Raw genomic sequence first — 21,507 nt, 5'->3', positions numbered from 1 at the left:
ACCGCCGCCGCCCATAATCGCCCGCATGACCGCGGCCGACACGCCCACCGACGAAGAGCTCATGCAGGCCTACGCCCGCGGAGACATGCGCGCCTTTGAAACCCTGTACGACCGCCACGCCCTGCCGGTGTGGCGCTTCGTGCAGCGCAGCGTGCAGAACGCCGCGCTGGCCGACGACCTGGTGCAGGACGTCTGGTTCAGCTTGGTGCGCCACGCGCCACAGTACGAGATGCGGGCCAAGTTCCGCACCTGGCTGTTCACTCTGGCGCACCACCGCGTGGTCGACCACTGGCGCACGCAGAAGAACCACACCAGCCTGGACGCCGAGAGCGAGGACGGCGCCGCGCTGGCCGAGATGCTGGCAGCCGAGTCGGGCTTCGGCCCTGAGCGCCGCCTCGACTCGCGCGAACTGGCTCAAGCACTGCTCGACGCACTCGCGGCGCTGCCCGAGGTGCAGCGCGAGACCTTCCTGCTGCAGGCCGAAGCGGGCATGAGCCTGGCCGAGATTGCGCAGGCCACCGGCGTCAACATGGAAACTGCCAAGAGCCGCCTGCGCTATGCCCGCGCCCGCCTGCGCGAGACCCTGGAGGCCCACGCATGAACCGCGATCACCTGCCGCCGACGCCCGATGACGCGCTGCTGCAGCGCTACCGCGAGGCCAACGAACTCGACACCGCACGGCCCAGCGCCGCGCTGCGAGAGAACGTGCTGGCGCACGCACGCGTCGCTGCCGCCTCGCGCCTCGAAACGCCGCCCCCCACCGCGCGGCCGGCCGCCAACGACAGCAACTGGACCTGGCGGGCCCTGGGCAGCCTTGCTGTGATCGGCCTGGTCGGCCTGCTGGTGCTGCAGTTCGACCGCGGCACCCCCGAGGAAAAGGAGCTGGCCATGGGTGCCGGCAGCGCGCGCCCCGCCACAGAAGTTGCGGCCATGCAGGCTGCACCGGCCGCTCCCGCCGTCACTGCGGAGTCCGCCTCGCCTCAGGCACAGCCGCCTCAACCCGAGCCGCCACAGCAGAAGCAGCCGTCGGAGGCACCGCCCCGACCCATGACACGGCCGCCAGCGCCAGGGGCCGTCGCTCCTGAAGCGGCAGACCGCATGGCCAACGCCGAGCCTGCGCAAGAGATCGAGCGTGCGGCCCCCACCGCGTCGGCCGAGCTTGCTCCGCCACCGCAGCCGCCAGCTGCCGCAGTCGCGCCCGCCCCCGCGGCAAAGGCCATGGCGCCCCAGGCCCCCGCCCCCATCCCCCGCGCGGCACCTGCCGCCGCAGCGCCCGCGCCAGCCACCGCCGACAGCGCGGCATCGGCAGGCATCTCGCGCAACGCCGCCGAAGGGATGATGCGCGAGCGGCGGGAGATCGCGGCCGCCCGCCCGGCGCCACCGCCCTCGCCCCTGTTCGCCGCCATCGCGTCCGGCAACGCAGAGGCCGTGCAGCAGCGGCTGAACGAAGGCGCCGACCCGAACGCACCCGACTCCACAGGACGCACACCGCTGATCGCGGCGGTGCGGACCGGCAACGAAGCGGTGGTGCGGCGGCTACTGGCCGCAGGGGCCGACCGCACGCTGCGCGACCGCGACGGCCTCAGCGCCACTGACCACGCCGAACAGAGCGGCCACCCGGGCCTGCTGCCGCTGCTGCGCTGAGCCGGTGCCGGAGGCGGTGAACACCGCCTCCGGCGCGTCAACCCGCCGGCCGGGCCGGGTCGGCCACCAGGCGCTGTCGCCGAACCTGGCGCGGCGTGGCATCGGTCAGCCGCTGCAGCATCCGGCGCAAGGCCGTGGCGTCCTGGTAGCCGACGGCGGCCGCGACCTGTTCCACCGGCAGCCGCGTGCGCTCTAGCAGGGACCGCGCGCGCCGCAGCCGTACGCTCTGAATCAGCGCCATGGGCGACTTGCCGGTGGCGCGCTGCACATGGCGGGCCAGCGTCCGGGTCGACATTGCGGCCTGCTGCGCCAGCATCGCCACGCTCACAGGCTCAGGCCAGCGCGCCTCGATCTGCTGCACCAGACCGCTGACGAAATCGTCGCCGGCCACCAGGGCCTGGGGCACCACGTAGGGTGACTGTGCCGAGCGGGCGTCGATCAGCAGCACACGGCCGATCCAATCGGCCAGCTCGTGCCCGCCGTGATCGCGCAGCAGGTGCAGCATCAGGTCGGTCTGCGCCAGGGCCGCCCCGCCGGTGGCGACGGGGCCGTCCACGCACACCATGCGGTCGGCCTCCACGCGGCAGGCGGGAAACCGCTGTTGCAGCAAAGGCGCCAGCCACCAGGTGGTGGTGGCGCGGCGCCCGTCCAGCACACCCGCCAGACCCAGGACAAACACCGAGAAACACGAAGCCGCCACGCGCCCGCCCGCGGCCACATGACGGCGGACCGCAGCGGCCGCCGTCTGCACCCCCGGGTCGCCCAGGTGTTGCGCCAGTTGAGCGGTGTCCTCCAGGCGAAGGCCCGGCAGCACCCACACCGAGGGGTCGGCGCCCGCACGCCGCGGCAGGGGGCGCGTGTCCACGGTCAGGCCCATCGACAGCGTCACCGGACCGCCTGCCGGCGACAACACCCGCCAGGTCGGCACGGGCACGCCACAGCGCGGCGCCATCACCTGGGCCGCCGACAGCATGTCCAGCGTCACCGCCACACCGCTGGTCAGGCTGCCAGGCAAGACGATCAGGCTGAAATCGGGCATGTCTGAAAACGCTTCAAAGATGTCATTCCGGACACTTTAAGACCAGGCGACCCCCGGGTCCAATGCGATCCATCGATTCATGGAGCCGCTGCATGACACCCCCGCCATCCACACCCATCTCCCGCTGGTACCTGGCGCTGGCACTGGCCGGACTGGTGGGCACCTGGTTCTTCAACCTGCGCTATTTCCTGTCGGGGGGCAGCGTGGCACCCGAGCGCTTCTGGGCCGATGCCATGGTCAACCCGCTGACCAGTGCGATCACGGTCGACGTGTACCTGTCGGCGCTGGTATTTGCGGTCTGGGTCTGGCGCGAAACGGCCCCGCTCAGCCGCTGGCGCTCCCTGGCCTGGATCGCGCTGTGCTTCTGCATCGGGCTGGCGGTTGCGCTGCCGCTGTACCTCGCATGCAGGGACCACGCCGCCGCGCCCCGGCGCTGAAGTAGCCTTGCGGCCTCAGCGCGGTGCGACGCGGTTGAGCGGTGTCTTGGCCTGGCCGGTGCTCAGGTAGGCGATCAGGTTGTCGGCCGCGAGCATGGCCATGGCCATGCGCGTGGGCAGCGTGGCGCTGGCGATGTGCGGCGTGAGCACCACATTGGGCACGGTCAGCAGCTCGGGGTTGACCTGGGGTTCGCCCTCGAACACGTCCAACCCCGCTGCGGCGATGCGCTTCTCGCGCAGTGCCGCGACCAGCGCGTTTTCATCGACGATGCCGCCGCGCGCGATGTTGACCAGGGTGGCCGTGGGCTTCATCAAGGCGATCTCGGCCGCACCCACCGTGTGATGCGCAGCGGGTGTGTAGGGCAGCACCAGAACGACGTGGTCGGCCTGTGAGAACAGGTCTTCGCGCGAAACACAACTCGCGCCGCAGGCGGCTTCCTTCCCTGCATCCAGGCGCGAACGATTGTGGTAGATCACCCGCATGCCGAAGCCGTGGGCACCGCGGCGGGCAATCGCCTGGCCGATGCGCCCCATGCCCAGAATGCCAAGCGTGCTGCCGTGGATGTCGGCGCCCGCGAACAAGTCCAGCGCCCACTGGTTCCACTTTCCGGCGCGCAGAAAGTGTTCACTCTCCGAGATGCGCCGCGCGGTCGCCATGAGCAGCGCGAAGCCGAAGTCGGCCGTGGTCTCGGTGAGCACGTCGGGCGCGTTGGTGGCCTGCACTCCGGCCGCCGTCATCGCGTCGAGGTCGAAGTTGTTGTAGCCCACCGCGAGGTTGGCCACGATCTTCAGCTGCGGGCAGGCCGCCAGCAGTGCCGCATCGATGCGCTCGCTGCCGGTGGTCAGCACCCCGTCCTTGCCCTGCACGCGCTCAATGAGCTCGGCCGTGGACCAGACCACGCCGGGCGGTGTGGTTTCGACCTCGAAGTGCTCGCGCAGGCGCTCCACCACTTCGGGGAACACAGCACGCGCGATCAGGATGGCGGGGCGCTGGCTCATGCGTGTTCTCAGACGGCCAGCAGGTCGACTTCGAACAGCAGGGTGGCGTTGGGCGGGATCACGCCGCCGGCGCCGCGCGCGCCGTAGCCCAGCGCGGCCGGGATCACCAGGCGGCGCGTGCCGCCGACGGCCATGCCCTGCACGCCCTCGTCCCAGCCTTTGATCACGTGACCGGCGCCGAGCGGAAATTCGAAGGGTTGTCCGCGGTCCTTGCTGGAGTCGAACTTGGCGCCCTGCACGCCATCGTTGTAGAGCCAGCCGGTGTAGTGCACCTGCACACGGCGGCCGGCCTGGGCGACCTCGCCGTTGCCGACGGTGGTGTCTTCGTACTGCAGGCCGCTGGGGGTGGTGATCATGGTGTGTCCTCGGGTTGAAAAAACGGAAGGCCGATTATTCCAGTCCCGCACCGCCCCAGTATTGGCACCACTTCAAACACCTGTTTACACAGGCTTTGCACGCCGTGGGGCAAACGTTGACGCGGCCGCGATGTACTGCAGTCCTCGCAACCACCGGTCCCAGGAGACCCACGATGACCACCTCCACCCCCCTGCTTTCCCGCCGACTGGCGCTGGGCGCCATTGCCGGTTCGGCCCTGCTCACCGCGTTGCCGGCCATGGCCGAGGGACGCCTGACCGACGTGCGCGTGATCGACCGCGACCGTGACGCGGTGCTGCCGCTCTACCGCTTCCGCGGCGAGTACTGGGTGGCGGGCGAACCGGGCGCCCGCTATGCCATCGAGCTGCTCAACGACAGCCGCGAGCGCCTGCTCAATGTGGTGTCGGTGGACGGCGTGAACGTGATCACCGGCGAGACCGCCGACTTCGACCAGGCCGGCTACGTGCTGGAGCCGATGCAGCGCTACGACGTGGCCGGCTGGCGCAAGAGCAAGCGCGAGATCGCGGCCTTCGAGTTCACGCGCCACTCGCGCTCTTACGCGGCGCGCACCGGGCGCCCGGACGACGTGGGCGTGATCGGCGTAGCAGTGTTCCGCGAGCGCGAGGCTTTCCACCTGCCGCGCCCGCCGCTGCCGCCCTTCCCGCCGTTTGACCGCAGCGAGCCGCGCTCGGGCAGCAAGTCCGGTCCGCAGTTGCAGGAGCGCTCCCACAGCGGCGCGCAGGCGGGGCCCCAGCTGGGCACCGGCCATGGCGACCGAGAGCGCGACCGCGTTGGCGAGACCGAATTCGAGCGCCGCAGCAACCGGCCAGACGAGATCATCCGCATCCGCTACGACAGCCGCGAGAACTTGGTCGCGCTGGGCGTGATCCCTCCGGAACGCCGCCGCTGGCGCGACCGGCCCAGTGCCTTCCCGGGCGCGAACCGCGGCTACGTGCCGGATCCCTATTGAGGGCTCACTCCAGCCAGTGCGTGAAGCTGGCCACCGGCTCGCGCGGCGTGATGAACCCGTTCACCTTGTCCGCCGGATCGGCGTAGCCCAGCGCCATGCCGCACACCAGCATCTCGTTGTCGCCCGCGCCGATGTGCGGCAGGATGATCTTGGCGAAGCCGTTCCAGGCCGCCTGCGGGCAGGTGTGCAGGCCATGGCCGCGCGCGGCGACCATGAGGTTCTGCAGGAACATGCCGTAGTCGACCAGCGAACCGCGGCCCATGACCCGGTCCAGCGTGAACATCAGGCCCACCGGTGCGTCGAAGAAACGGAAGTTGCGCTGGTGCTGCGCGTGCATCTTGTCCTTGTCGCCCTTGGTGATGCCCAGCAAACCGTAGAGGCTCCAGCCGTTCTCGCGCCGGCGGTCGATGTAGGGGCTGACCCACTGCGTCGGGTAGTAGTCGTATTCCTCGCGGTACTGCTCGGCCAGCGACGGATCGGCGCGCAGTGCGTCGTGCGCGGCGCAGCATTTCTCCACCAAACTGTCGCGGCTGGCGCCCTGCACCACATAGACCTTCCAGGGCTGGGTGTTGGTGCCCGAGGGCGCGCGCGAGGCCACCTCAAGCAGGTGCTCCAGCGTGGCGCGCGGCACCGGCTGCGGCAGGAAGGCACGCGCCGACATGCGGCTGGTGATGGCGGCGTCGACGCTGGCGGCGTCGATAACAGGCGTGGCGGAAGGCGGGTTCTGGCTCATGGTGTCTCCTGGATATGACGTTTACGTCAACGTCAATTATGGCAAGCGGTGCCGCCCTGCGCTGGCCGGGGTCAGGTGATGGTCTGCAGGGTGGCCTTGAGTTTCTCGGGTAAGGGGACGGGCCGGCGGGTTTCGCGGTCCACATACACGTGGATGAAGTGGCCACAGGCGGCGGCCATCGGCTCGCCTTCGGCGAACAGGCCGACCTCGTAGCGCACGCTGGAACTGCCCAGGTGCGCCACCCGCAGACCGGCCTCGATGGTCTGCGGAAAGGCCAGCGGCGCGAAGTAGTTGCACTGGGTCTCGATCACCAGCCCGATCACGCTGCCGGCGTGGATGTCCAGCGCGCCCTGCTCGATGAGCCAGGCGTTGACCGCGGTGTCGAACCAGCTGTAGTAGACGACGTTGTTGACGTGGCCGTAGACGTCGTTGTCCATCCAGCGCGTGCCGATGGAGCGGAACACGCGGTAGTGGTCCCGGGGCTTGGCCTGGGGGCGGTTGTTCGGGGTGGCAGGGGCGTTCATGGCGGCGGATTCTGCCTTCGCGGTCTTCAGGCGGCTGTCACCGCGGTGCGCTCGCTGTCGCGCGAGAGCGCCCTCCAGCGCGCGTGGTATTCCAGCGCCACCCGGTAGGTGTTCATCTGCACCTGCACGGTGGCCTCCATGTCGGTGCCGTAGCCGCCGGCCATCGCAAAGGCCAGCGGCAGGCGCCGCTGCCAAGCCCAGTCCATCACCCGGCGGTCGCGCGCCTCCAGACCGTCGAAGCTGAGCTTGAGACGACCGAGGCGATCTCCTTCGTGCGGATCGGCGCCAGCCAGGTAGATGACCAAGCCGGGCTCGAAACGATGAGCCAGCTCGTCCAGCGCACGCTCCAGCGCCTCCAGATAAGCAGCGTCGCCTGTGCCGTCGGGCAGCTCCACGTCCAGGTCGCTCGGCTCCTTGCGGAAAGGGAAGTTCTTTTCGCCGTGCAGCGAGAGGGTGAAGACCGAATCGTCGTTGGCGAAGATGCGCGCCGTGCCATTGCCCTGGTGTACATCGAGATCAACGATGGCCACCATCAGCGGGCCACGTGCCCGGTGCAGCCGCGCATGTTCGGCCTGCATCAGGCGTGCGGCCACCGCCGCGTCGTTGAAGACGCAGAAGCCGCTGCCCTTGTCGGCGTAGGAATGGTGGGTGCCGCCTGCGATGTTGGCCGCCAGACCTTCTCCGGACATCGCGGCCCGGCAGGCCTGGATCGTCGCTCCCACCGAGCGCCGCGCCCGCTCGGCCATCGCCGGGCTCCACGGGAAGCCGATCTCGCGCTGGGCCGCTGCGCTCAGCGTGCCGGTCTGGACGGCCTGGATGTAGGCCGGCGTGTGCACCAGCGCCAGTTCGCCGTCGCTCGCCGGCAGAGCCTGGCCCAGCCGGATCTGCGGACACTCGGCCGCCAGCCGCTCGCGCAGGCGCCCGTACTTGGCCATGGGAAAACGGTGCCCGGCGGGCAGCGGGAGGATGAAGTGGTCGGCGTAGAAGACGTGCACAGCCCATTGTGGCCGGCGCATCAAATCCGTCCGGCGCCACCCGGTTTTAGAAAACCGCACCTAGATTGCTGCAGCGCAACAAAAAACCCTTGCACCCATCCCGCCAGTCCCTATAATTCGAATCATGTTGCAGCGCAGCAAAGCGAACGAAAACAACAGCGTCCAGACAGCGCGGTGTTCTCGAAGCAGCCTTCAACTACCCTTTTAAAACCCTCTACAGGAGCTAAAAACATGTTGACCGCTGAACAAATCGTTGCCGCCCAGAAAGCCAACATCGAAACCCTCTTCGGCCTGACCCAGAAAGCCTTCGAAGGCGTGGAAAAGCTGGTCGAGCTGAACGTGCAAGCCACCAAGGCCGCCCTGAGCGAATCCGCCAACAATGCCCAGGCCATGCTGTCCGTCAAGGACGCCCAGGAACTGCTGACGCTGCAAGCCAGCCTGATGCAGCCCCTGGCCGAGAAGACCGTGGCCTACAGCCGCCACCTGTACGACATCGCTTCGGGCACCGGCGCCGAGTTCGGCAAGGCCGCTGAAGCGCAGGCCGCCGACGCCCAGAAGAAGTTCATGGCCGTCGTTGACAACGCCGCCAAGAACGCTCCCGCCGGCTCGGAAACCGCCGTGGCCGTGATGAAGAGCGCCGTGTCGGCCGCCAACAACGCCATGGAATCGGTGCAGAAGGCTGTCAAGCAAGCCACCGAAATGGCCGAAGCCAACTTCAACACCGTCACCGCCCAGGCCGTGACTGCCACCAAGGCCGCTGCCAAGAAGCGCTGAACAGCACCGGGTTTCTGCGAATGTTCAGGCCTTTGACTTCGATCAAGGCCTATACCATTGAACTCAAGCAGACTAGCGCCAGACCTGTGAAGGCGGCGCTGAACCCTCAGACCGTTTTTCTGGTTGTCTCCTCGGGTCCTTTTCGAAATCCCGATTTCATCGGACCCCTTCAAGCCCTCGCTGCAAAGTGAGGGCTTTTTTTATGTCCTTCTGCAGGGGACCGATCAGTGGAGTTCCGCCGGGCGCAGGCGGGCCAACAGCTGCTTCAACCTGGGCAAGGCCGCCAGCATCGCGGCCCGGCCCGCCTCGATGGACCGCTGGCGCGAGGCGAAATCGGCGCTGCCCACGCCCGCCAGCGAAGGCCGCACGACCACGTCGGCGCGGGCCAGTTCCAGCCGGTTGATGCTCTGCCCCATGATGGCCGTGGTCTTGGGCAGCAGACTGAACAGGCCGTTGGCCGGGATGTCCTGCGGATCGGCCGAAATGTCGATTGCCAGCACCACCTCGGCCCCCATCTCGCGCGCCTGGCGCACCGGCACCGGTGCCACGAGGCCGCCATCGACGTAGTCCCGACCGGCGATCGACACCGGATTGAAGACGCCGGGCACCGCGCTGGAGGCGCGCACGGCCTGCGCGGTATCGCCCCGGCGAAACAGCACACCGCTGCCGTTGGCGAGGTCGGTCGCCAGGATGCCCAGCGGTAGCGCCATCTGCTCGATCAGCTTGCCGTCAACCGCCTGCCGCACATAGCGCGCCAGCGCCTCGCCCCGCAGCAGACCCCGGCTGGCCAGGGGCATGGTCCAGTCTGTCAGCAGGGCCTCGTCCATGCCCATCGCCACGCGCTCCAGCTCAGCTGAGCGCTTGCCGCTCGCGTAGAGGGCCGCCACCAGGCTGCCGGCGGAAGTGCCCGTCACCACATCGGGACGGATGCCGTTCGCCTCCAGCACCTGGATCACCCCCACGTGGGCAAAACCGCGCGCCGCACCACCCCCCAACGCCAGCCCGAGCCGCGGCGGGCGCTGGGGCACCTCCACCACGGGCGGGATCACCACCGGGGGTTCTGAGGGCGGTGCCACGGTGGAACAACCGGCCAGGACGGCCAGCAACAGGGCATTGACCCAGATCAACAACCTCTTATCAAGAACCATTCGCATTTGTGTTAGCATCCGCCGCAATTCATTCCCCACCCTGAAAGACAACCCATGCGCTCATTCGCCGTGCTCCCGATTGTCCTGGCTGCCGCCACGTCCCTGAACGCCCTGGCCCAGGACAAGGTCCTGAACATCTACTCGGCCCGCCACTACCAGACGGACGAGGCGATGTACGAGAACTTCACCAAGACCACGGGCATCAAGATCAACCGCGTGGATGCTGACGACGCTGGCATCGTGGCCCGCCTGAAGGCCGAGGGCGCAGCCTCCCCTGCCGACGTGATCCTGCTGGTGGATGCCGCCCGCATGGCCAGCGCCGACAAGGATGGCCTGTTCCTGCCGATCAAGTCCGCCAAGCTGGACGCCGCGATCCCCGCCAACCTGCGCGCCGATGCCACCAAGGATGGCGTGACCTGGACCGGCTTTTCCACCCGCGCCCGCGTGATCGTGTACGACCCGCTGCGCGTCAAGGCCGCCGACGTCGCCACCTACGAACAGCTGGCCGACCCCAAGCTCAAGGGCCTGCTGTGCACCCGGTCGGGCTCGCACCCCTACAACCTCTCGCTGTTCTCGACCGTGGTCGAGCGCCTGGGCGATGCCAAGGGTGAAGCCTGGCTCAAGGGCCTGGTCGACAACATGGCGCGCGCGCCAAAGGGTGGCGACACCGACCAGATCAAGGCCGTGGCCTCGGGTGAGTGCGGCGTGGCCATCACCAACACCTACTACATCGCCCGTCTGGTCAAGTCGTCCAAGCCCGACGAAAAGGAAGTGATGGAGAAGGTGAAGGTGGTGTTCCCGAACCAGGGCACGACCGGCACGCACGTCAACATCGCTGGCGCCGCCGTGGCCAAGCACGCCAAGAACAAGGACAACGCCATCGTCTTCATGGAATACCTGGCCAGCCCCTATGCCCAGGACTATTTCGCCAACGGCAACAACGAGTTCGCTGCCGCCAAGGGCGTGAAGATCGAGAACGCGGCCCTCAAGGCCATCGGTGGCGACAACTTCAAGGCCGAGCAGATTCCGCTGGGCGTGGTGGCCAAGAACATGGTGAAGGTGCAGCAGATGCTGGACCGCGTCGGGTTCAAGTGATCGCCTGAAAGCCCGCTTCCCGCGGGCTTTTTTGTGGGCGATAATTGACGTTTACGTTAACGTCAATCCACCCATCGAGGAGCAACACATGGAGATTGCAGGCAAGGTTTTCATCGTCACCGGCGGCGCATCGGGTCTGGGCGAAGGCACGGCGCGCATGCTGGCGGCCAATGGCGGCCAGGTGGTCATCGCCGACATGCAGGCTGAAAAAGGCGAAGCGGTCGCCAAGGAAATCGGTGGCGCCTTCGTCAAGTGCGACGTGAGCAGCGAGGCCGATGGCCAGGCCGTGGTCGCCAAGGCGGTGTCCATGGGCAAGCTCATGGGGCTGGTCAATTGCGCCGGCATTGCCCCGGCCGAAAAGACCGTGGGCAAGAACGGCGCCCACTCGCTCGCCGTCTACACCAAGACCATCATGGTCAACCTGGTCGGCAGCTTCAACATGATCCGTCTGGTCGCCGACGCCATGTGCAAGAACGAGCCCGAAGCCACGGGCGAGCGCGGCGTGATGATCTCGACCGCTTCCGTGGCCGCCTACGACGGCCAGATCGGCCAGGCCGCCTACGCGGCGTCCAAGGGCGGCGTGGTCGGCATGACGCTTCCCATCGCGCGCGACCTGGCCCGCAACGGCATCCGCAACATGACGATTGCCCCCGGCATCTTCGGCACACCCATGCTGTTCGGCATGCCGCAGGAAGTGCAGGACGCACTGGCCGCCAGCGTGCCCTTCCCCAGCCGCCTGGGCACGCCGAACGACTACGCCAAGCTGGCCAAGCACATCATCGAAAACGACATGCTCAATGGCGAGGTGATCCGCCTGGACGGCGCGATCCGCCTGGCGCCCCGCTGACAGAAATCGCCCCCGCCGCGCTGCGCGCGCCCCGTCCGTGGGGGCGATTCGACCACCCGGGCCAGCCCCTGCAACATCAAGTTACAAAATGGGCCACTTCATGAAAGAGTGCACAAAACAGATGGTGCATCGCGTGCTGGTCCTGGCCATCGGCGCGATCATGGGGGCCTGTGCCGGATCGGCGGACACGCACCGGTCGACCGGCGTGGCATCGTCACCGGCACAGCCCGAATTGGCTTCCGGCCTGCAGGCCAAACCCGGCTGGACCTTCAGCCAGCAGGCGGTGGCGGCGGCCAACCCGCTGGCCGCCGAAGCCGGTCTGCAAATCCTGCGCGCCGGCGGCAGCGCGGTCGATGCCGCGGTCGCCGTGCAAATGGTGCTGACCCTGGTCGAGCCGCAATCGAGCGGCATCGGCGGCGGCGCCTTCCTGCTGCACCACGATGGTCGCCGCGTACAGGCTTTCGACGGTCGCGAGACGGCGCCCGCCGGCGCCGCCCCCCAGCTTTTCCTGGCCGGCGACGGCAAGCCCCTGCCCTTCATGGAGGCTGTGGCATCCGGTCTGTCAGTGGGCACGCCCGGCGCGGTCGCCATGCTCGCCATCGCCCACCGCCAGCACGGTCGCCTGCCCTGGGCGGTGCTGTTTGAACCCGCCATCGTGCTGGCCGAGCAGGGATTTGCCGTCAGCCCGCGCCTGCACACGCTGCTGGCGGCCGAAAGCGCGCTCAAGGCCGACCCGGTGGCCGCGGCCTACCTCTACCGCCCCGACGGCACACCGCACCCGGTGGGCCACCTGCTGAAGAACCCCGAGCTGGCGGCGGTGCTGCGCGGCATCGCGACGCAGGGCCCCAGCGCACTGCACGAAGGCCCGGTGGCGCAGGCCATCGTGGACAAGGTGCGCCTGCATCCGAGGATGCCGGGCACGCTGTCGCTGGACGACCTGCAGCGCTACCAGCCCCGCGAGCGCGAAGCGCTGTGCATGGACCACACCGCGGCGGCAAAGGCGCTGCGCATCTGCGGCTTCCCGCCCCCGAGCTCGGGCGCGATCGCGGTCGGGCAGATCCTCGGGCTGCTGGCCCGCACGTCGCAGGGCGCCGCCCCGCTGGCCGGCACGCCCGGCGCCGACTGGCTGCACGCCTACCTGGAGGCCTCGCGCCTGGCGTTTGCCGACCGCGCGCAGTACCTGGCCGATCCGGACTTCGTGGCCGCCCCGGGCGGTCGCTGGGACAGCCTGTTGCAGCCGGCCTACCTCGACGAGCGCGCGCGTCTGATCACGCCAGCCCGCGCGCCCCAGGTCGGACCTGGCCGTCCGGGCGGCGCGCCCCTGGCCCACGCGCCCATGCCCGACCAGCCCGAGTACGGCACCAGCCACATCAGCATCACCGACCGCTTCGGCAACGCGCTGGCCATGACCACCACCATCGAGGCGGGCTTCGGGTCGCGGCTGATGGTGAACACCGGTCAGGGCCGCAGCGGCGGCTTCCTGCTGAACAACCAGCTGACCGACTTCAGTTTTTCTCCCACCGACGCGCTGGGACAGCCCATCGCGAACCGGGTGGAGCCCGGCAAGCGCCCGCGTTCGTCGATGTCGCCGACGCTGGTGTTCGACCAGGCCTCGGGGCAGGTGCTGATGAGCGCGGGCAGCCCGGGCGGCGCACTGATCATCCACTTCACGGCCAAGACCCTGCTGGGCACGCTGGGCGGCGGTCTGTCGCCGCAGGCCGCGATCGACCTGCCCAACTTCGGCACGCTGGGCGGGCCGGTGATGTTGGAAGCAGGCCGGTTCCCACCAGCCACCGTGCAGGCCTTGCAGACGAAGGGCCACTCGGTCAGTGAGGCACCGATGCCCAGCGGCCTGCAGGCGATCCAGCGCGGCCTGAAGGATGGTCGGCCGGTGTGGTTCGGCGGCGCCGACCCGCGGCGCGAGGGCATAGTGGCAGGGGACTAAACGTCAATGGCCGATGCCGACCCGGCCTGCTTGCGCAGCTCGAACTTCTGGATCTTGCCGGTGCTGGTCTTGGGCAGTTCGCCGAACACCACGTAACGCGGCACCTTGAACCCGGCCAGGTGCTGCTTGCAGTGCTTGACGATGTCCTCGGGCGTGGTCTGGGCGCCGAACTTCAGCTCCACAAAGGCGCAGGGCGTCTCGCCCCACTTCGGATCGGGCCTGGCCACCACGGCGGCGGCCAGCACGTCGGGGTGGCGGTAGAGCACGTCCTCGACCTCGATGGACGAGATGTTCTCGCCGCCCGAAATGATGATGTCCTTGCTGCGGTCCTTGATCTTGAAGTAACCATCGGCGTACTGCACCGCCAGATCGCCGCTGTGGAACCAGCCACCGGCAAAGGCCTCGGCCGTCGCCTTGGGATTCTTGAGGTAACCCTTCATGGCGATGTTGCCCTTGAACATGATCTCGCCCATGGTCTCGCCGTCCTGCGGCACCGGCTGCATGGTCTCGGGGTTGAGCACGCGCACATCGCGCTCCAGGTGGTAGCGCACACCCTGGCGCGCGTTCAGCCGGGCGCGTTCACCGATGTCGAGCTCGTTCCAGGCGTCGTGCTTGGCACACACCGTCGCAGGGCCGTAGACCTCGGTCAGCCCATAGACGTGGGTCAGGTCGAAGCCCATCTGCTCCATGCCCTCGATCATCGAAGCCGGTGGCGCGGCACCCGCAACCATGGCCTTGATGCCTGCAGGAATGCCCGCCTTCATCGCGGCCGGCGCATTCACCAGCAGGCCCTGCACGATGGGGGCGCCGCAGTAGTGCGTCACGCCATGCTCACGCATCAGGTCGAAGATGGTCTGAGCCTCCACGCGGCGCAGGCAGACGTTGACGCCCGCGCGTGCCGCGACCGTCCAGGGGAAGCACCAGCCGTTGCAGTGGAACATGGGCAGGGTCCATAGGTAGACCGCGTGCTTGGGCATGTCCCACTCCAGCACGTTGCTGATCGCATTCATGGCCGCGCCGCGGTGGTGGTAGACCACGCCCTTGGGCTTGCCGGTGGTGCCACTGGTGTAGTTCAGCGCGATGGCGTCCCACTCGTCGCCCGGCAGCTGCCAGGCAAAGGCCGGGTCGCCGCCCGCAATGAGCGCCTCGTAGGTGGTGCTGCCGATGGGCTGGCTCTCGCCGGTGAACAGCGTGTCCTGCACGTCGATCACCAGCAGCGGCTCGGTGCGCTGGCGCAGCTGCAACGCTTTCGCCATGGTGCCGGCGAACTCGGGGTCGACGATCACGGCCTTGGCCTCGCCGTGGTCCAGCATGAAGGCGATGGCTTCCGGGTCCAGCCGGGTGTTGAGCGCGTTGAGCACGGCGCCAGCCATGGGCACGCCGAAGTGCGCCTCCACCATGGGCGGCGTGTTGGGCAGCATCACCGCCACGGTGTCGTTCTTGCCGATGCCGGCCTTGTGCAGCGCGCTGGCCAGTTGGCGCGTGCGGGCGTAGGTCTGGGCCCAGGTCTGGCGCAGGCCGCCGTGCACGATGGCCAGCCGGTCCGGGTAGACCTCTGCCGTGCGTTCGATGAACGACAGCGGCGAGATCGGCGCAAAGTTGGCTTCGTTGCGGGGCAGGTCCTGGTCGTAGATGCTCGTCATTCGGGTCTCCGGTTGCTTGGACATCGTGAGGGAGTCGTGGGGGAGAATAGCCCCGTGGCCATACCGCAATCTTTCATCCAGGAACTGCTCAACCGCGTCGACGTGGTCGACGTGGTGGGCCGCTACGTGCAGCTGAAAAAAGGTGGCGCCAACTTCATGGGCCTGTGCCCGTTCCACGGCGAAAAGTCGCCGTCGTTCAGCGTCAGCCCGACCAAGCAGTTCTACCACTGCTTCGGCTGCGGGGCCAACGGCAACGCCATCGGTTTCCTGATGGAACACGCCGGCATGAACTTCGTCGAGGCGGTGAAAGACCTGGCCCAGCAGGTCGGGCTGCAGGTGCCTGAAGACGACATCTCGCCGCAGGAGCGCGAGCGCGCCGCCCAGCAGCGCCAGAAGCAGGCCACGCTGACCGACGTGCTGGAGAAGGCCGCCAAGGCCTACCAGAAGGACCTCAAGGGTTCGCCGCGTGCGGTGAACTACCTCAAGGGCCGGGGCCTGTCGGGCCAGATCGCCAAAACCTTCGGTCTGGGCTACGCGCCCGAAGGCTGGCGCCACCTGGCCAGCGTGTTCCCGGACTACAGCGAGCCTCTGCTGGTCGAGTCGGGCCTGGTGATCGAGCACGAGGACGAAAAAGGCCAGGATGGCGAAGCCAAGCGCTACGACCGCTTCCGCGACCGCATCATGTTCCCGATCCGCAACGTCAAGGGCGAGTGCATCGGCTTTGGCGGCCGCGTGCTCGACAAGGGCGAACCCAAGTACCTGAACTCGCCCGAGACGCCGGTGTTCAGCAAGGGGCGCGAACTCTATGGCCTGTTCGAGGCCCGCACCGCGATCCGCCAGCATGGGTATGCGCTGGTCACCGAGGGCTACATGGACGTGGTGGCTCTGGCCCAGCTGGGCTTTGCCAACGCCGTGGCCACGCTGGGCACGGCCTGCACACCCGACCATGTGCACAAGCTGTTCCGCTTCACCGACGCCGTGGTGTTCAGCTTCGACGGCGACGCCGCCGGCCGCCGCGCCGCACGCAAGGCGCTGGACGCCGCGCTGCCACTGGCCACCGACACCCGCAGCGTCAAGTTCCTGTTTCTGCCGCCCGAGCACGACCCCGACAGCTACATCCGGGAGCATGGTGCCGACGCCTTTGCGAACTTCGTCAAGCAGGCGGTGCCGCTGTCGAAATTCCTGGTCGACGCCGCCAGCACCGACTGCGACCTGGGCAGCGCCGAAGGCCGCGCCCGCCTCTCCAGCCAGGCGAGGCCGCTGTGGAGCGCCCTGCCCGAAGGCGCGCTCAAGCGACAGCTGCTGGGCGAGCTCGCGCAGCAGATCGGCATCGGCACCCCGGACCTGCAGCAACTGTGGCAGCGCGACGAGCGCGGGCCGCGCCGACCGCGCGAAGAGCGCCAGCCCCCCACCGCTCACGCCGCTCAGCCGCCGGTCGATGGCGGTGCGGCGCCCTACCCGGCCGCCGCACCCGCCGCTGTCTCGCAGCACGAGCAAGGGGCGTGGGGTGCTCCGGCCGAACCCCGCAGCCGCGGCTCCTGGAGCGGCGGCAGCCGGAGCAGCTGGCGCAAGGGCCCACCACCGCCGCCGCGCATGCTGGGCCGTCAGACCGCCAGCAAGAGCCGCACGGACCGGGCCGTGGGCCTGTTGCTCGCCAACGCCGCCGCCTGGGACAGCCTCTCGGCCGACGACCATGCCATGCTGGCCCATCTGCCGGCGCCCCATGGGCCGGTGTTCGCCTGGCTGGAGGCCCAACTGCACGAGCACGGCCCGCAGCCCTGGGCGGCGTTGCGCGAGGGCCTGCGTGGGGAACCGTTCGAGGCCTATGTCTGCGCAGAGGTGGAGCAGGCCACCATCGCCGCCGACTCCGCGTCCGAGCTGGAGGAACTGGCGGGTGTGATGGACCTGCTGCGCCGGGACGAACTGATGCGCCAGAGCCAGGCGCTGTCCCTCCAGGCCGCCACCGACCCAGAGGCCCGCGAACGCCTGCGGGAGATCAATGAACGCATCAAGGCACTGAAACCGGGCTCAGCGGTATAATCGCGCGTTTTGCACCGCAAGCGCGACAGCAGCACCTCCGGCACCGGCCACCCCCCAGCACAGGGGTTTCGGATACAGACATCCCGGCCACCTCGGCGCCCCTGGCCCGACGGAACCCCGCAAGGACTGCACACCAAATGTTCGCCCACACAGCTTGCAGGCCCGCCCTTCCCCGGCGAAGTGCGGGCTCCAGTGTTTGATTCGCCCGACAAAAACCACCGGACTTGTGCCCAGAGAGGCGGAATTCTGGCGATTTTTGTGTGTCTCAGCCGGTATCTTTCCTGACGTTTTTTGAGGTTCCCATGCCCGCGAAGAAAGCCAGTACGCCTGCCCCCAGCACCAAAGCCGCCCAGAAGCCTGCCACCAAGGCCGCCGCCCCGGAGCCCAAGAAGAAAGCCCCTGCCCCCGTGACCGACAAAGCCCCCGCCAAGACCGCCGCCAAAGCGACCAAGACCGGCAAGACCAAGGCCGAAGAACTCGACACCGTCGACGCCGACGAACCGGCCAAGAAGAAGCCCGGCCGACCCGCCAAGGCCGCTGCCGACAAGCCGGCTGCCAAGCGCGGCCGCAAGCCCAAGGCCGCCGCCAAGGAAGAAAGCGACCTGGACGATGCCGACCTGAGCGACATCGAAGAGGATCTGGCCGAAGAGGTTGTCGAGGAAGTCGCCGACCCGGCAGCACCGGCCGAGAAGGTCAAGCCGCTGCGCATGAAGATCAGCAAGGCCAAGGAGCGCGCGCTGATGAAGGAATTCGGCCTGGACGAAACCGTCCTGTCCGAAGAAGAAGCCAAGCTGCGCCGCGAACGCCTGAAGACCCTGATCAAGCTGGGCAAGACGCGTGGCTACCTGACGCACGGTGAAATCAACGACCACCTGCCCGACAAGCTGATCGACGCCGAGACGCTGGAAGTGGTGATCGCCCTGCTCAACGACATGGGCGTGGCGGTGTACGAGCAGACCCCGGACGCCGAAGCGCTGATCATCACCGACAACGCCCCGACCGGTTCGAGCGAGGAAGAAGCCGAAGAAGCCGCCGAAGCCGCGCTGTCCACCGTGGACTCCGAATTCGGCCGCACCACCGACCCGGTCCGCATGTACATGCGCGAGATGGGCACGGTGGAGCTGCTGACGCGCGAGGGCGAAATCGAGATTGCCAAGCGCATCGAGGGCGGCCTCAACGACATGATGGCCGCGATCAGCGAGAGCCCGGCCACCATCGCCGAGCTGCTGGCCATGGCCGAGGAAATCCGCGAAGGCAAGGTCGTCATTTCGACCGTGGTGGACGGCTTCGCCGACGCCGATGCGGCCGACGACTACGTGGCCGAAGAAGACTTCGACGACTACGACGAGGCCGACGACGACGACGGCAAGGGCGGCTCCAAGGCCCTGACCCGCAAGCTCGAAGAACTCAAGCGCGAGGCGCTGGATCGCTTCGACACCATGCGCAACCTGTTCGAGAAGCTGCACAAGATCTACGACAAGGAAGGCTACGGCACGCCCTCGTACATCAAGACGCAGCAGGCCATCACCGAAACGCTGATGACCATCCGCTTCACCGCCAAGGCGATCGAGAAGCTGTGCAGCACGCTGCGCGGCCAGGTCGACGAGGTGCGCAAGAAGGAGCGCGAGCTGCGCCGCATCATCGTGGACAAGTGCGGCATGCCGCAGGAGAAGTTCATCGCCGACTTCCCGGCCAACCTGCTGAACCTCAAGTGGGTCGAGAAGCAGGCCGCCGCCGGCAAGCCCTGGAGCACGGTGATGGAACGCAACATCCCGCCGATCCAGGAACTGCAACAGGGCCTGATCACGATCCAGAACAGCGTGGTGGTGCCGCTGACGCACCTCAAGGACATCCACAAGCGGATGAACGAGGGCGAGGCCAACTCGCGCGATGCCAAGAAGGAAATGATCGAGGCCAACTTGCGCCTGGTGATCTCGATCGCCAAGAAGTACACCAACCGCGGCCTGCAGTTCCTGGACCTGATCCAGGAAGGCAACATCGGCCTGATGAAGGCGGTGGACAAGTTCGAATACCGCCGCGGCTACAAGTTCTCGACCTACGCGACGTGGTGGATCCGTCAGGCGATCACGCGCTCGATCGCCGATCAGGCGCGCACGATCCGCATCCCGGTGCACATGATCGAGACGATCAACAAGATGAACCGCATCAGCCGCCAGCACTTGCAGGAGCATGGCTTTGAACCTGATGCGTCCATCCTGGCCGAGAAGATGGAGATGCCCGAGGACAAGATCCGCAAGATCATGAAGATCGCGAAAGAGCCGATCTCGATGGAAACGCCCATCGGCGACGACGACGATTCGCACCTGGGCGACTTCATCGAGGACCAGGCCAACACGGCGCCGATCGAAGCGGCCATGCAGGCCGGTCTGCGCGAGGTGGTCAAGGAGATCCTGGACAGCCTGACGCCGCGCGAAGCCAAGGTGCTGCGCATGCGTTTCGGTATCGAAATGTCGACCGACCACACGCTGGAAGAGGTGGGCAAGCAGTTCGATGTGACGCGCGAGCGGATTCGTCAGATCGAGTCGAAGGCGGTGCGCAAGCTCAAGCACCCGAGCCGCTCGGACAAGCTGCGCAGCTTCATCGATTCGCTGTAATCCGTTTCAGCGTTTCTTTGTCACACAGCGGGGGCCTTCGGGCTCCCGTTTTGCTTTTGGGCTCCCTGTTGTTGAACTCCTTCTCTGTGTTGACCGCGACTGGGTGGGCCTGCGCCGCTCATGTCCCCCGGCGGCCTGCGGCCGCCTCCTCCTCTACTTCGCTCTGCAGGCCCACCCAGCCACGGTCAACGCGATCACCAGGGAGCGCCACCAGTGGTGCGCCAACGGTGCTTCGGTGCCGGAAGTGATCGGTGCCTGACGCAGCGAAGTAAAGGAGGAGAACCGGCGCAGCCGGTTCGGGGGACATGAGCGGAGTCGGGTACCGATCGCTTCCGGCACACGCCCAACAAGCCGGCATGAAAAAGGGGCCAACAAGCCCCTTCCGAAGACTGCACAGTTCAACCGGCAGGTCAGACCGTCTCCAGCGCCAGCACACCCGTCGCCGTGTTCGAAATCGGGATGTGGTAGTTGCTGTGCACCTTGCGCACACCAGACCCGGCCACCGTCAGCGCCGCCCGCATCGCCAGCCACATCAGCAGCTCCACACCCTGCGTGCCCGCCTTCTCCACCAGCTCCAGATCGGTGAACTGCGTCGCCCACTCCGGGTTGGTCTCCATGCTGTCCAGAAACTGCAGGTCGAACTGCTTGTTGATGAAGCCCGCGCGCTCACCATCCAGCTGATGACTCAGCCCCCCCGTGGCCATCACCGCCACGCGCAGGTTGCTGTTCCAGCTTCGGATGGCTTCACCCACCGCCTTGCCCAGCTTGTAGACGCGCTTGGCGGTCGGCAACGGGAATTGCACCGTGTTGATGCTGATCGGCACGATCTGCACCGGTGCCACGGCGTGCTCCGGCCAGAACAGCTTGAACGGCAGCGTGCACGCATGATCCACCAGCATCTCCTGGCAGGTCACGATGTCGAATTCCTTGGCGATCAGCTCGCGGATCAGGTGCCACGACAGGTCCGGGCAGCCCGGGATCGGCGGCAGCGTCGGGATGCCCCAGCCTTCGTCCGCGTTGCTGTAGGTCGCCGCGGCGCCCACGGCAAAGGTCGGCATCTTGTCGAGGAAGAAGTTCAGGCCGTGGTCGTTGTAGAACACCACGACCACGTCGGGCTTCACCTTGCCCAGCCACTGATGGATCGGCGGGAAACCATCGAAGAACGGCTTCCAGTACGGCTCGTTCTGCAAGCCCTTGTGGATGGCGCCGCCGATGGCGGGGATATGCGATGTGGCCAGGCCACCGATGAGTTGTGCCATGTTTATGTCTCCGGTGGGTTCAGCACTGCTCGTTGGCAGCAACGAGCTTGGCTTTGAATTGATCTTTGGTCATGCCGGTCTGCTGGGCGCCAATGTCCTGCATGTCCAGGCCGAAGATGCCGGCGAACTTGGCCAGGTAGTAGGCGTTGCCGCCGGCCGAGATCAGGGCCAGCACCTGCTTGGAGCGGATGGCCTCGGCCTGCTGCTCGTTCAGGCCGTATTGCTTCATGTAGGCCTCGGGGTCGGCCACGAACGCGTCGCGGTTTTCCTTGTGATTGAAGGAAAAACACATCTTGTTCAGCGCGTAGCCCTTCTGGGCCGCGTCGCCGTCGAACGGCGTGGTGCCGGGGATGGTCTTGCTCACGGAAGTCTCCTGCGTGGGGTGGTTGACGTGGGTCAAACCGGAGTATTCCGCCCGCATTGCC

General features: G+C 67.5%; 20 protein-coding genes. 10 read left to right on the top strand and 10 right to left on the bottom strand.

Annotation, left to right across the window (positions count from 1 at the left end; all coding sequences use genetic code 11):
- Positions 1 to 25: 25 nt before the first annotated feature.
- On the top strand, positions 26 to 601 hold the full coding sequence (locus ACFOPI_RS06450) for an RNA polymerase sigma factor (RefSeq protein ID WP_382172253.1): 576 nt from the start codon (positions 26 to 28) through the stop codon (positions 599 to 601).
- On the top strand, positions 598 to 1,644 hold the full coding sequence (locus ACFOPI_RS06445; RefSeq protein ID WP_382172252.1) for an ankyrin repeat domain-containing protein: 1,047 nt from the start codon (positions 598 to 600) through the stop codon (positions 1,642 to 1,644). The genes ACFOPI_RS06450 and ACFOPI_RS06445 overlap by 4 nt, the downstream gene beginning before the upstream one ends.
- Positions 1,645 to 1,681: 37 nt before the next feature.
- Here the strand turns inward: ACFOPI_RS06445 and ACFOPI_RS06440 are convergent, their stop codons facing one another.
- Positions 1,682 to 2,683, bottom strand: a complete 1,002-nt coding sequence (locus tag ACFOPI_RS06440) for a GlxA family transcriptional regulator (protein ID WP_382172250.1) — start codon at positions 2,681 to 2,683, stop codon at positions 1,682 to 1,684.
- A 92-nt stretch (positions 2,684 to 2,775) separates the two neighbouring features.
- Between ACFOPI_RS06440 and ACFOPI_RS06435 the strand changes: the two genes are divergently transcribed.
- Positions 2,776 to 3,120 (top strand): DUF2834 domain-containing protein, encoded by a 345-nt coding sequence (locus ACFOPI_RS06435; protein WP_382172248.1) that lies wholly within the window; start codon positions 2,776 to 2,778, stop codon positions 3,118 to 3,120.
- 15 nt (positions 3,121 to 3,135) lie between these two features.
- Here ACFOPI_RS06435 and ACFOPI_RS06430 read toward each other — a convergent pair whose 3' ends face one another.
- Both ACFOPI_RS06430 and ACFOPI_RS06425 read right to left on the bottom strand, forming a co-directional pair.
- Positions 3,136 to 4,119 (bottom strand): 2-hydroxyacid dehydrogenase, encoded by a 984-nt coding sequence (locus ACFOPI_RS06430; RefSeq protein WP_382172246.1) that lies wholly within the window; start codon positions 4,117 to 4,119, stop codon positions 3,136 to 3,138.
- An 8-nt stretch (positions 4,120 to 4,127) separates the two neighbouring features.
- A complete protein-coding gene (locus tag ACFOPI_RS06425) occupies positions 4,128 to 4,475 on the bottom strand; it encodes an FKBP-type peptidyl-prolyl cis-trans isomerase (protein WP_066150438.1) in 348 nt (115 codons plus the stop codon).
- Positions 4,476 to 4,648: 173 nt separating this feature from the next.
- Here ACFOPI_RS06425 and ACFOPI_RS06420 point away from each other — a divergent pair, with 173 nt between their 5' ends.
- A complete protein-coding gene (locus ACFOPI_RS06420; protein WP_382172244.1) occupies positions 4,649 to 5,464 on the top strand; it encodes a hypothetical protein in 816 nt (271 codons plus the stop codon).
- Positions 5,465 to 5,468: 4 nt separating this feature from the next.
- Here the strand turns inward: ACFOPI_RS06420 and ACFOPI_RS06415 are convergent, their stop codons facing one another.
- The 3 genes from ACFOPI_RS06415 to ACFOPI_RS06405 all read right to left on the bottom strand — a co-directional run bounded on the left by ACFOPI_RS06415 (position 5,469) and on the right by ACFOPI_RS06405 (position 7,716).
- Positions 5,469 to 6,197 carry a nitroreductase gene (locus tag ACFOPI_RS06415; protein ID WP_382172243.1) on the bottom strand — a complete coding sequence of 243 codons (729 nt, stop codon included), beginning with the start codon at positions 6,195 to 6,197 and terminating at the stop codon, positions 5,469 to 5,471.
- Positions 6,198 to 6,268: 71 nt separating this feature from the next.
- A complete protein-coding gene (locus ACFOPI_RS06410) occupies positions 6,269 to 6,721 on the bottom strand; it encodes an acyl-CoA thioesterase (protein ID WP_382172241.1) in 453 nt (150 codons plus the stop codon).
- Positions 6,722 to 6,747: 26 nt separating this feature from the next.
- Positions 6,748 to 7,716 carry a histone deacetylase family protein gene (locus ACFOPI_RS06405; protein WP_382172239.1) on the bottom strand — a complete coding sequence of 323 codons (969 nt, stop codon included), beginning with the start codon at positions 7,714 to 7,716 and terminating at the stop codon, positions 6,748 to 6,750.
- A gap of 231 nt (positions 7,717 to 7,947) precedes the next feature.
- Between ACFOPI_RS06405 and ACFOPI_RS06400 the strand changes: the two genes are divergently transcribed.
- The gene (locus tag ACFOPI_RS06400) at positions 7,948 to 8,490 is read left to right on the top strand and encodes a phasin family protein (RefSeq protein ID WP_382172237.1); all 543 of its coding nucleotides are present in this window, start codon (positions 7,948 to 7,950) and stop codon (positions 8,488 to 8,490) included.
- A gap of 224 nt (positions 8,491 to 8,714) precedes the next feature.
- On the opposite strand, the gene ACFOPI_RS06395 is transcribed toward ACFOPI_RS06400, so the two are convergent.
- The gene (locus ACFOPI_RS06395; protein ID WP_382172236.1) at positions 8,715 to 9,638 is read right to left on the bottom strand and encodes a patatin-like phospholipase family protein; all 924 of its coding nucleotides are present in this window, start codon (positions 9,636 to 9,638) and stop codon (positions 8,715 to 8,717) included.
- A 54-nt stretch (positions 9,639 to 9,692) separates the two neighbouring features.
- Here ACFOPI_RS06395 and ACFOPI_RS06390 point away from each other — a divergent pair, with 54 nt between their 5' ends.
- From ACFOPI_RS06390 to ACFOPI_RS06380, 3 genes are all read left to right on the top strand, one after another.
- The gene (locus ACFOPI_RS06390) at positions 9,693 to 10,733 is read left to right on the top strand and encodes an extracellular solute-binding protein (RefSeq protein WP_382172235.1); all 1,041 of its coding nucleotides are present in this window, start codon (positions 9,693 to 9,695) and stop codon (positions 10,731 to 10,733) included.
- Between the two features lie 88 nt (positions 10,734 to 10,821).
- Complete coding sequence (locus ACFOPI_RS06385) at positions 10,822 to 11,580, top strand: 3-hydroxyacyl-CoA dehydrogenase (RefSeq protein WP_382172233.1); 759 nt, start codon at positions 10,822 to 10,824, stop codon at positions 11,578 to 11,580.
- A 100-nt stretch (positions 11,581 to 11,680) separates the two neighbouring features.
- Positions 11,681 to 13,525: a gamma-glutamyltransferase family protein gene (locus ACFOPI_RS06380; protein WP_382172231.1), complete on the top strand. Its 1,845-nt coding sequence runs from the start codon at positions 11,681 to 11,683 to the stop codon at positions 13,523 to 13,525.
- On the opposite strand, the gene ACFOPI_RS06375 is transcribed toward ACFOPI_RS06380, so the two are convergent.
- A complete protein-coding gene (locus tag ACFOPI_RS06375) occupies positions 13,522 to 15,168 on the bottom strand; it encodes an acyl-CoA synthetase (RefSeq protein ID WP_382172229.1) in 1,647 nt (548 codons plus the stop codon). The two genes, ACFOPI_RS06380 and ACFOPI_RS06375, sit on opposite strands and share 4 nt — an antisense overlap.
- A 54-nt stretch (positions 15,169 to 15,222) precedes the next feature.
- Between ACFOPI_RS06375 and dnaG the strand changes: the two genes are divergently transcribed.
- The gene (gene dnaG / locus ACFOPI_RS06370; protein WP_382172227.1) at positions 15,223 to 17,208 is read left to right on the top strand and encodes a DNA primase; all 1,986 of its coding nucleotides are present in this window, start codon (positions 15,223 to 15,225) and stop codon (positions 17,206 to 17,208) included.
- Between the two features lie 302 nt (positions 17,209 to 17,510).
- Positions 17,511 to 19,823 carry an RNA polymerase sigma factor RpoD gene (rpoD, locus tag ACFOPI_RS06365; protein ID WP_382172225.1) on the top strand — a complete coding sequence of 771 codons (2,313 nt, stop codon included), beginning with the start codon at positions 17,511 to 17,513 and terminating at the stop codon, positions 19,821 to 19,823.
- Between the two features lie 410 nt (positions 19,824 to 20,233).
- Here the strand turns inward: rpoD and ACFOPI_RS06360 are convergent, their stop codons facing one another.
- Both ACFOPI_RS06360 and ACFOPI_RS06355 read right to left on the bottom strand, forming a co-directional pair.
- The gene (locus ACFOPI_RS06360) at positions 20,234 to 21,082 is read right to left on the bottom strand and encodes a class III extradiol dioxygenase family protein (RefSeq protein WP_382172224.1); all 849 of its coding nucleotides are present in this window, start codon (positions 21,080 to 21,082) and stop codon (positions 20,234 to 20,236) included.
- 19 nt (positions 21,083 to 21,101) lie between these two features.
- Positions 21,102 to 21,446 (bottom strand): protocatechuate 4,5-dioxygenase subunit alpha, encoded by a 345-nt coding sequence (locus tag ACFOPI_RS06355; RefSeq protein ID WP_382172222.1) that lies wholly within the window; start codon positions 21,444 to 21,446, stop codon positions 21,102 to 21,104.
- Positions 21,447 to 21,507: the final 61 nt, after the last annotated feature.

This window comes from Hydrogenophaga luteola (assembly GCF_042648585.1).
Classification (GTDB): Bacteria; Pseudomonadota; Gammaproteobacteria; order Burkholderiales; family Burkholderiaceae_C; genus Hydrogenophaga; species Hydrogenophaga luteola.
Note: the sequence above shows the minus strand (reverse complement) of the source record. Positions and strands in the feature narration are given on the sequence as shown.

What these genes read in the sequence shown, in the direction of transcription:
- ACFOPI_RS06450 (WP_382172253.1), top strand. Translation starts at nt 26, where the DNA reads ATGACCGCGGCCGACACGCCCACCGACGAAGAGCTCATGCAGGCCTAC.
- ACFOPI_RS06445 (WP_382172252.1), top strand. Translation starts at nt 598, where the DNA reads ATGAACCGCGATCACCTGCCGCCGACGCCCGATGACGCGCTGCTGCAG.
- ACFOPI_RS06440 (WP_382172250.1), bottom strand. Translation starts at nt 2,683, where the DNA reads ATGCCCGATTTCAGCCTGATCGTCTTGCCTGGCAGCCTGACCAGCGGT.
- ACFOPI_RS06435 (WP_382172248.1), top strand. Translation starts at nt 2,776, where the DNA reads ATGACACCCCCGCCATCCACACCCATCTCCCGCTGGTACCTGGCGCTG.
- ACFOPI_RS06430 (WP_382172246.1), bottom strand. Translation starts at nt 4,119, where the DNA reads ATGAGCCAGCGCCCCGCCATCCTGATCGCGCGTGCTGTGTTCCCCGAA.
- ACFOPI_RS06425 (WP_066150438.1), bottom strand. Translation starts at nt 4,475, where the DNA reads ATGATCACCACCCCCAGCGGCCTGCAGTACGAAGACACCACCGTCGGC.
- ACFOPI_RS06420 (WP_382172244.1), top strand. Translation starts at nt 4,649, where the DNA reads ATGACCACCTCCACCCCCCTGCTTTCCCGCCGACTGGCGCTGGGCGCC.
- ACFOPI_RS06415 (WP_382172243.1), bottom strand. Translation starts at nt 6,197, where the DNA reads ATGAGCCAGAACCCGCCTTCCGCCACGCCTGTTATCGACGCCGCCAGC.
- ACFOPI_RS06410 (WP_382172241.1), bottom strand. Translation starts at nt 6,721, where the DNA reads ATGAACGCCCCTGCCACCCCGAACAACCGCCCCCAGGCCAAGCCCCGG.
- ACFOPI_RS06400 (WP_382172237.1), top strand. Translation starts at nt 7,948, where the DNA reads ATGTTGACCGCTGAACAAATCGTTGCCGCCCAGAAAGCCAACATCGAA.
- ACFOPI_RS06395 (WP_382172236.1), bottom strand. Translation starts at nt 9,638, where the DNA reads ATGGTTCTTGATAAGAGGTTGTTGATCTGGGTCAATGCCCTGTTGCTG.
- ACFOPI_RS06390 (WP_382172235.1), top strand. Translation starts at nt 9,693, where the DNA reads ATGCGCTCATTCGCCGTGCTCCCGATTGTCCTGGCTGCCGCCACGTCC.
- ACFOPI_RS06385 (WP_382172233.1), top strand. Translation starts at nt 10,822, where the DNA reads ATGGAGATTGCAGGCAAGGTTTTCATCGTCACCGGCGGCGCATCGGGT.
- ACFOPI_RS06380 (WP_382172231.1), top strand. Translation starts at nt 11,681, where the DNA reads ATGAAAGAGTGCACAAAACAGATGGTGCATCGCGTGCTGGTCCTGGCC.
- ACFOPI_RS06375 (WP_382172229.1), bottom strand. Translation starts at nt 15,168, where the DNA reads ATGACGAGCATCTACGACCAGGACCTGCCCCGCAACGAAGCCAACTTT.
- rpoD (WP_382172225.1), top strand. Translation starts at nt 17,511, where the DNA reads ATGCCCGCGAAGAAAGCCAGTACGCCTGCCCCCAGCACCAAAGCCGCC.
- ACFOPI_RS06360 (WP_382172224.1), bottom strand. Translation starts at nt 21,082, where the DNA reads ATGGCACAACTCATCGGTGGCCTGGCCACATCGCATATCCCCGCCATC.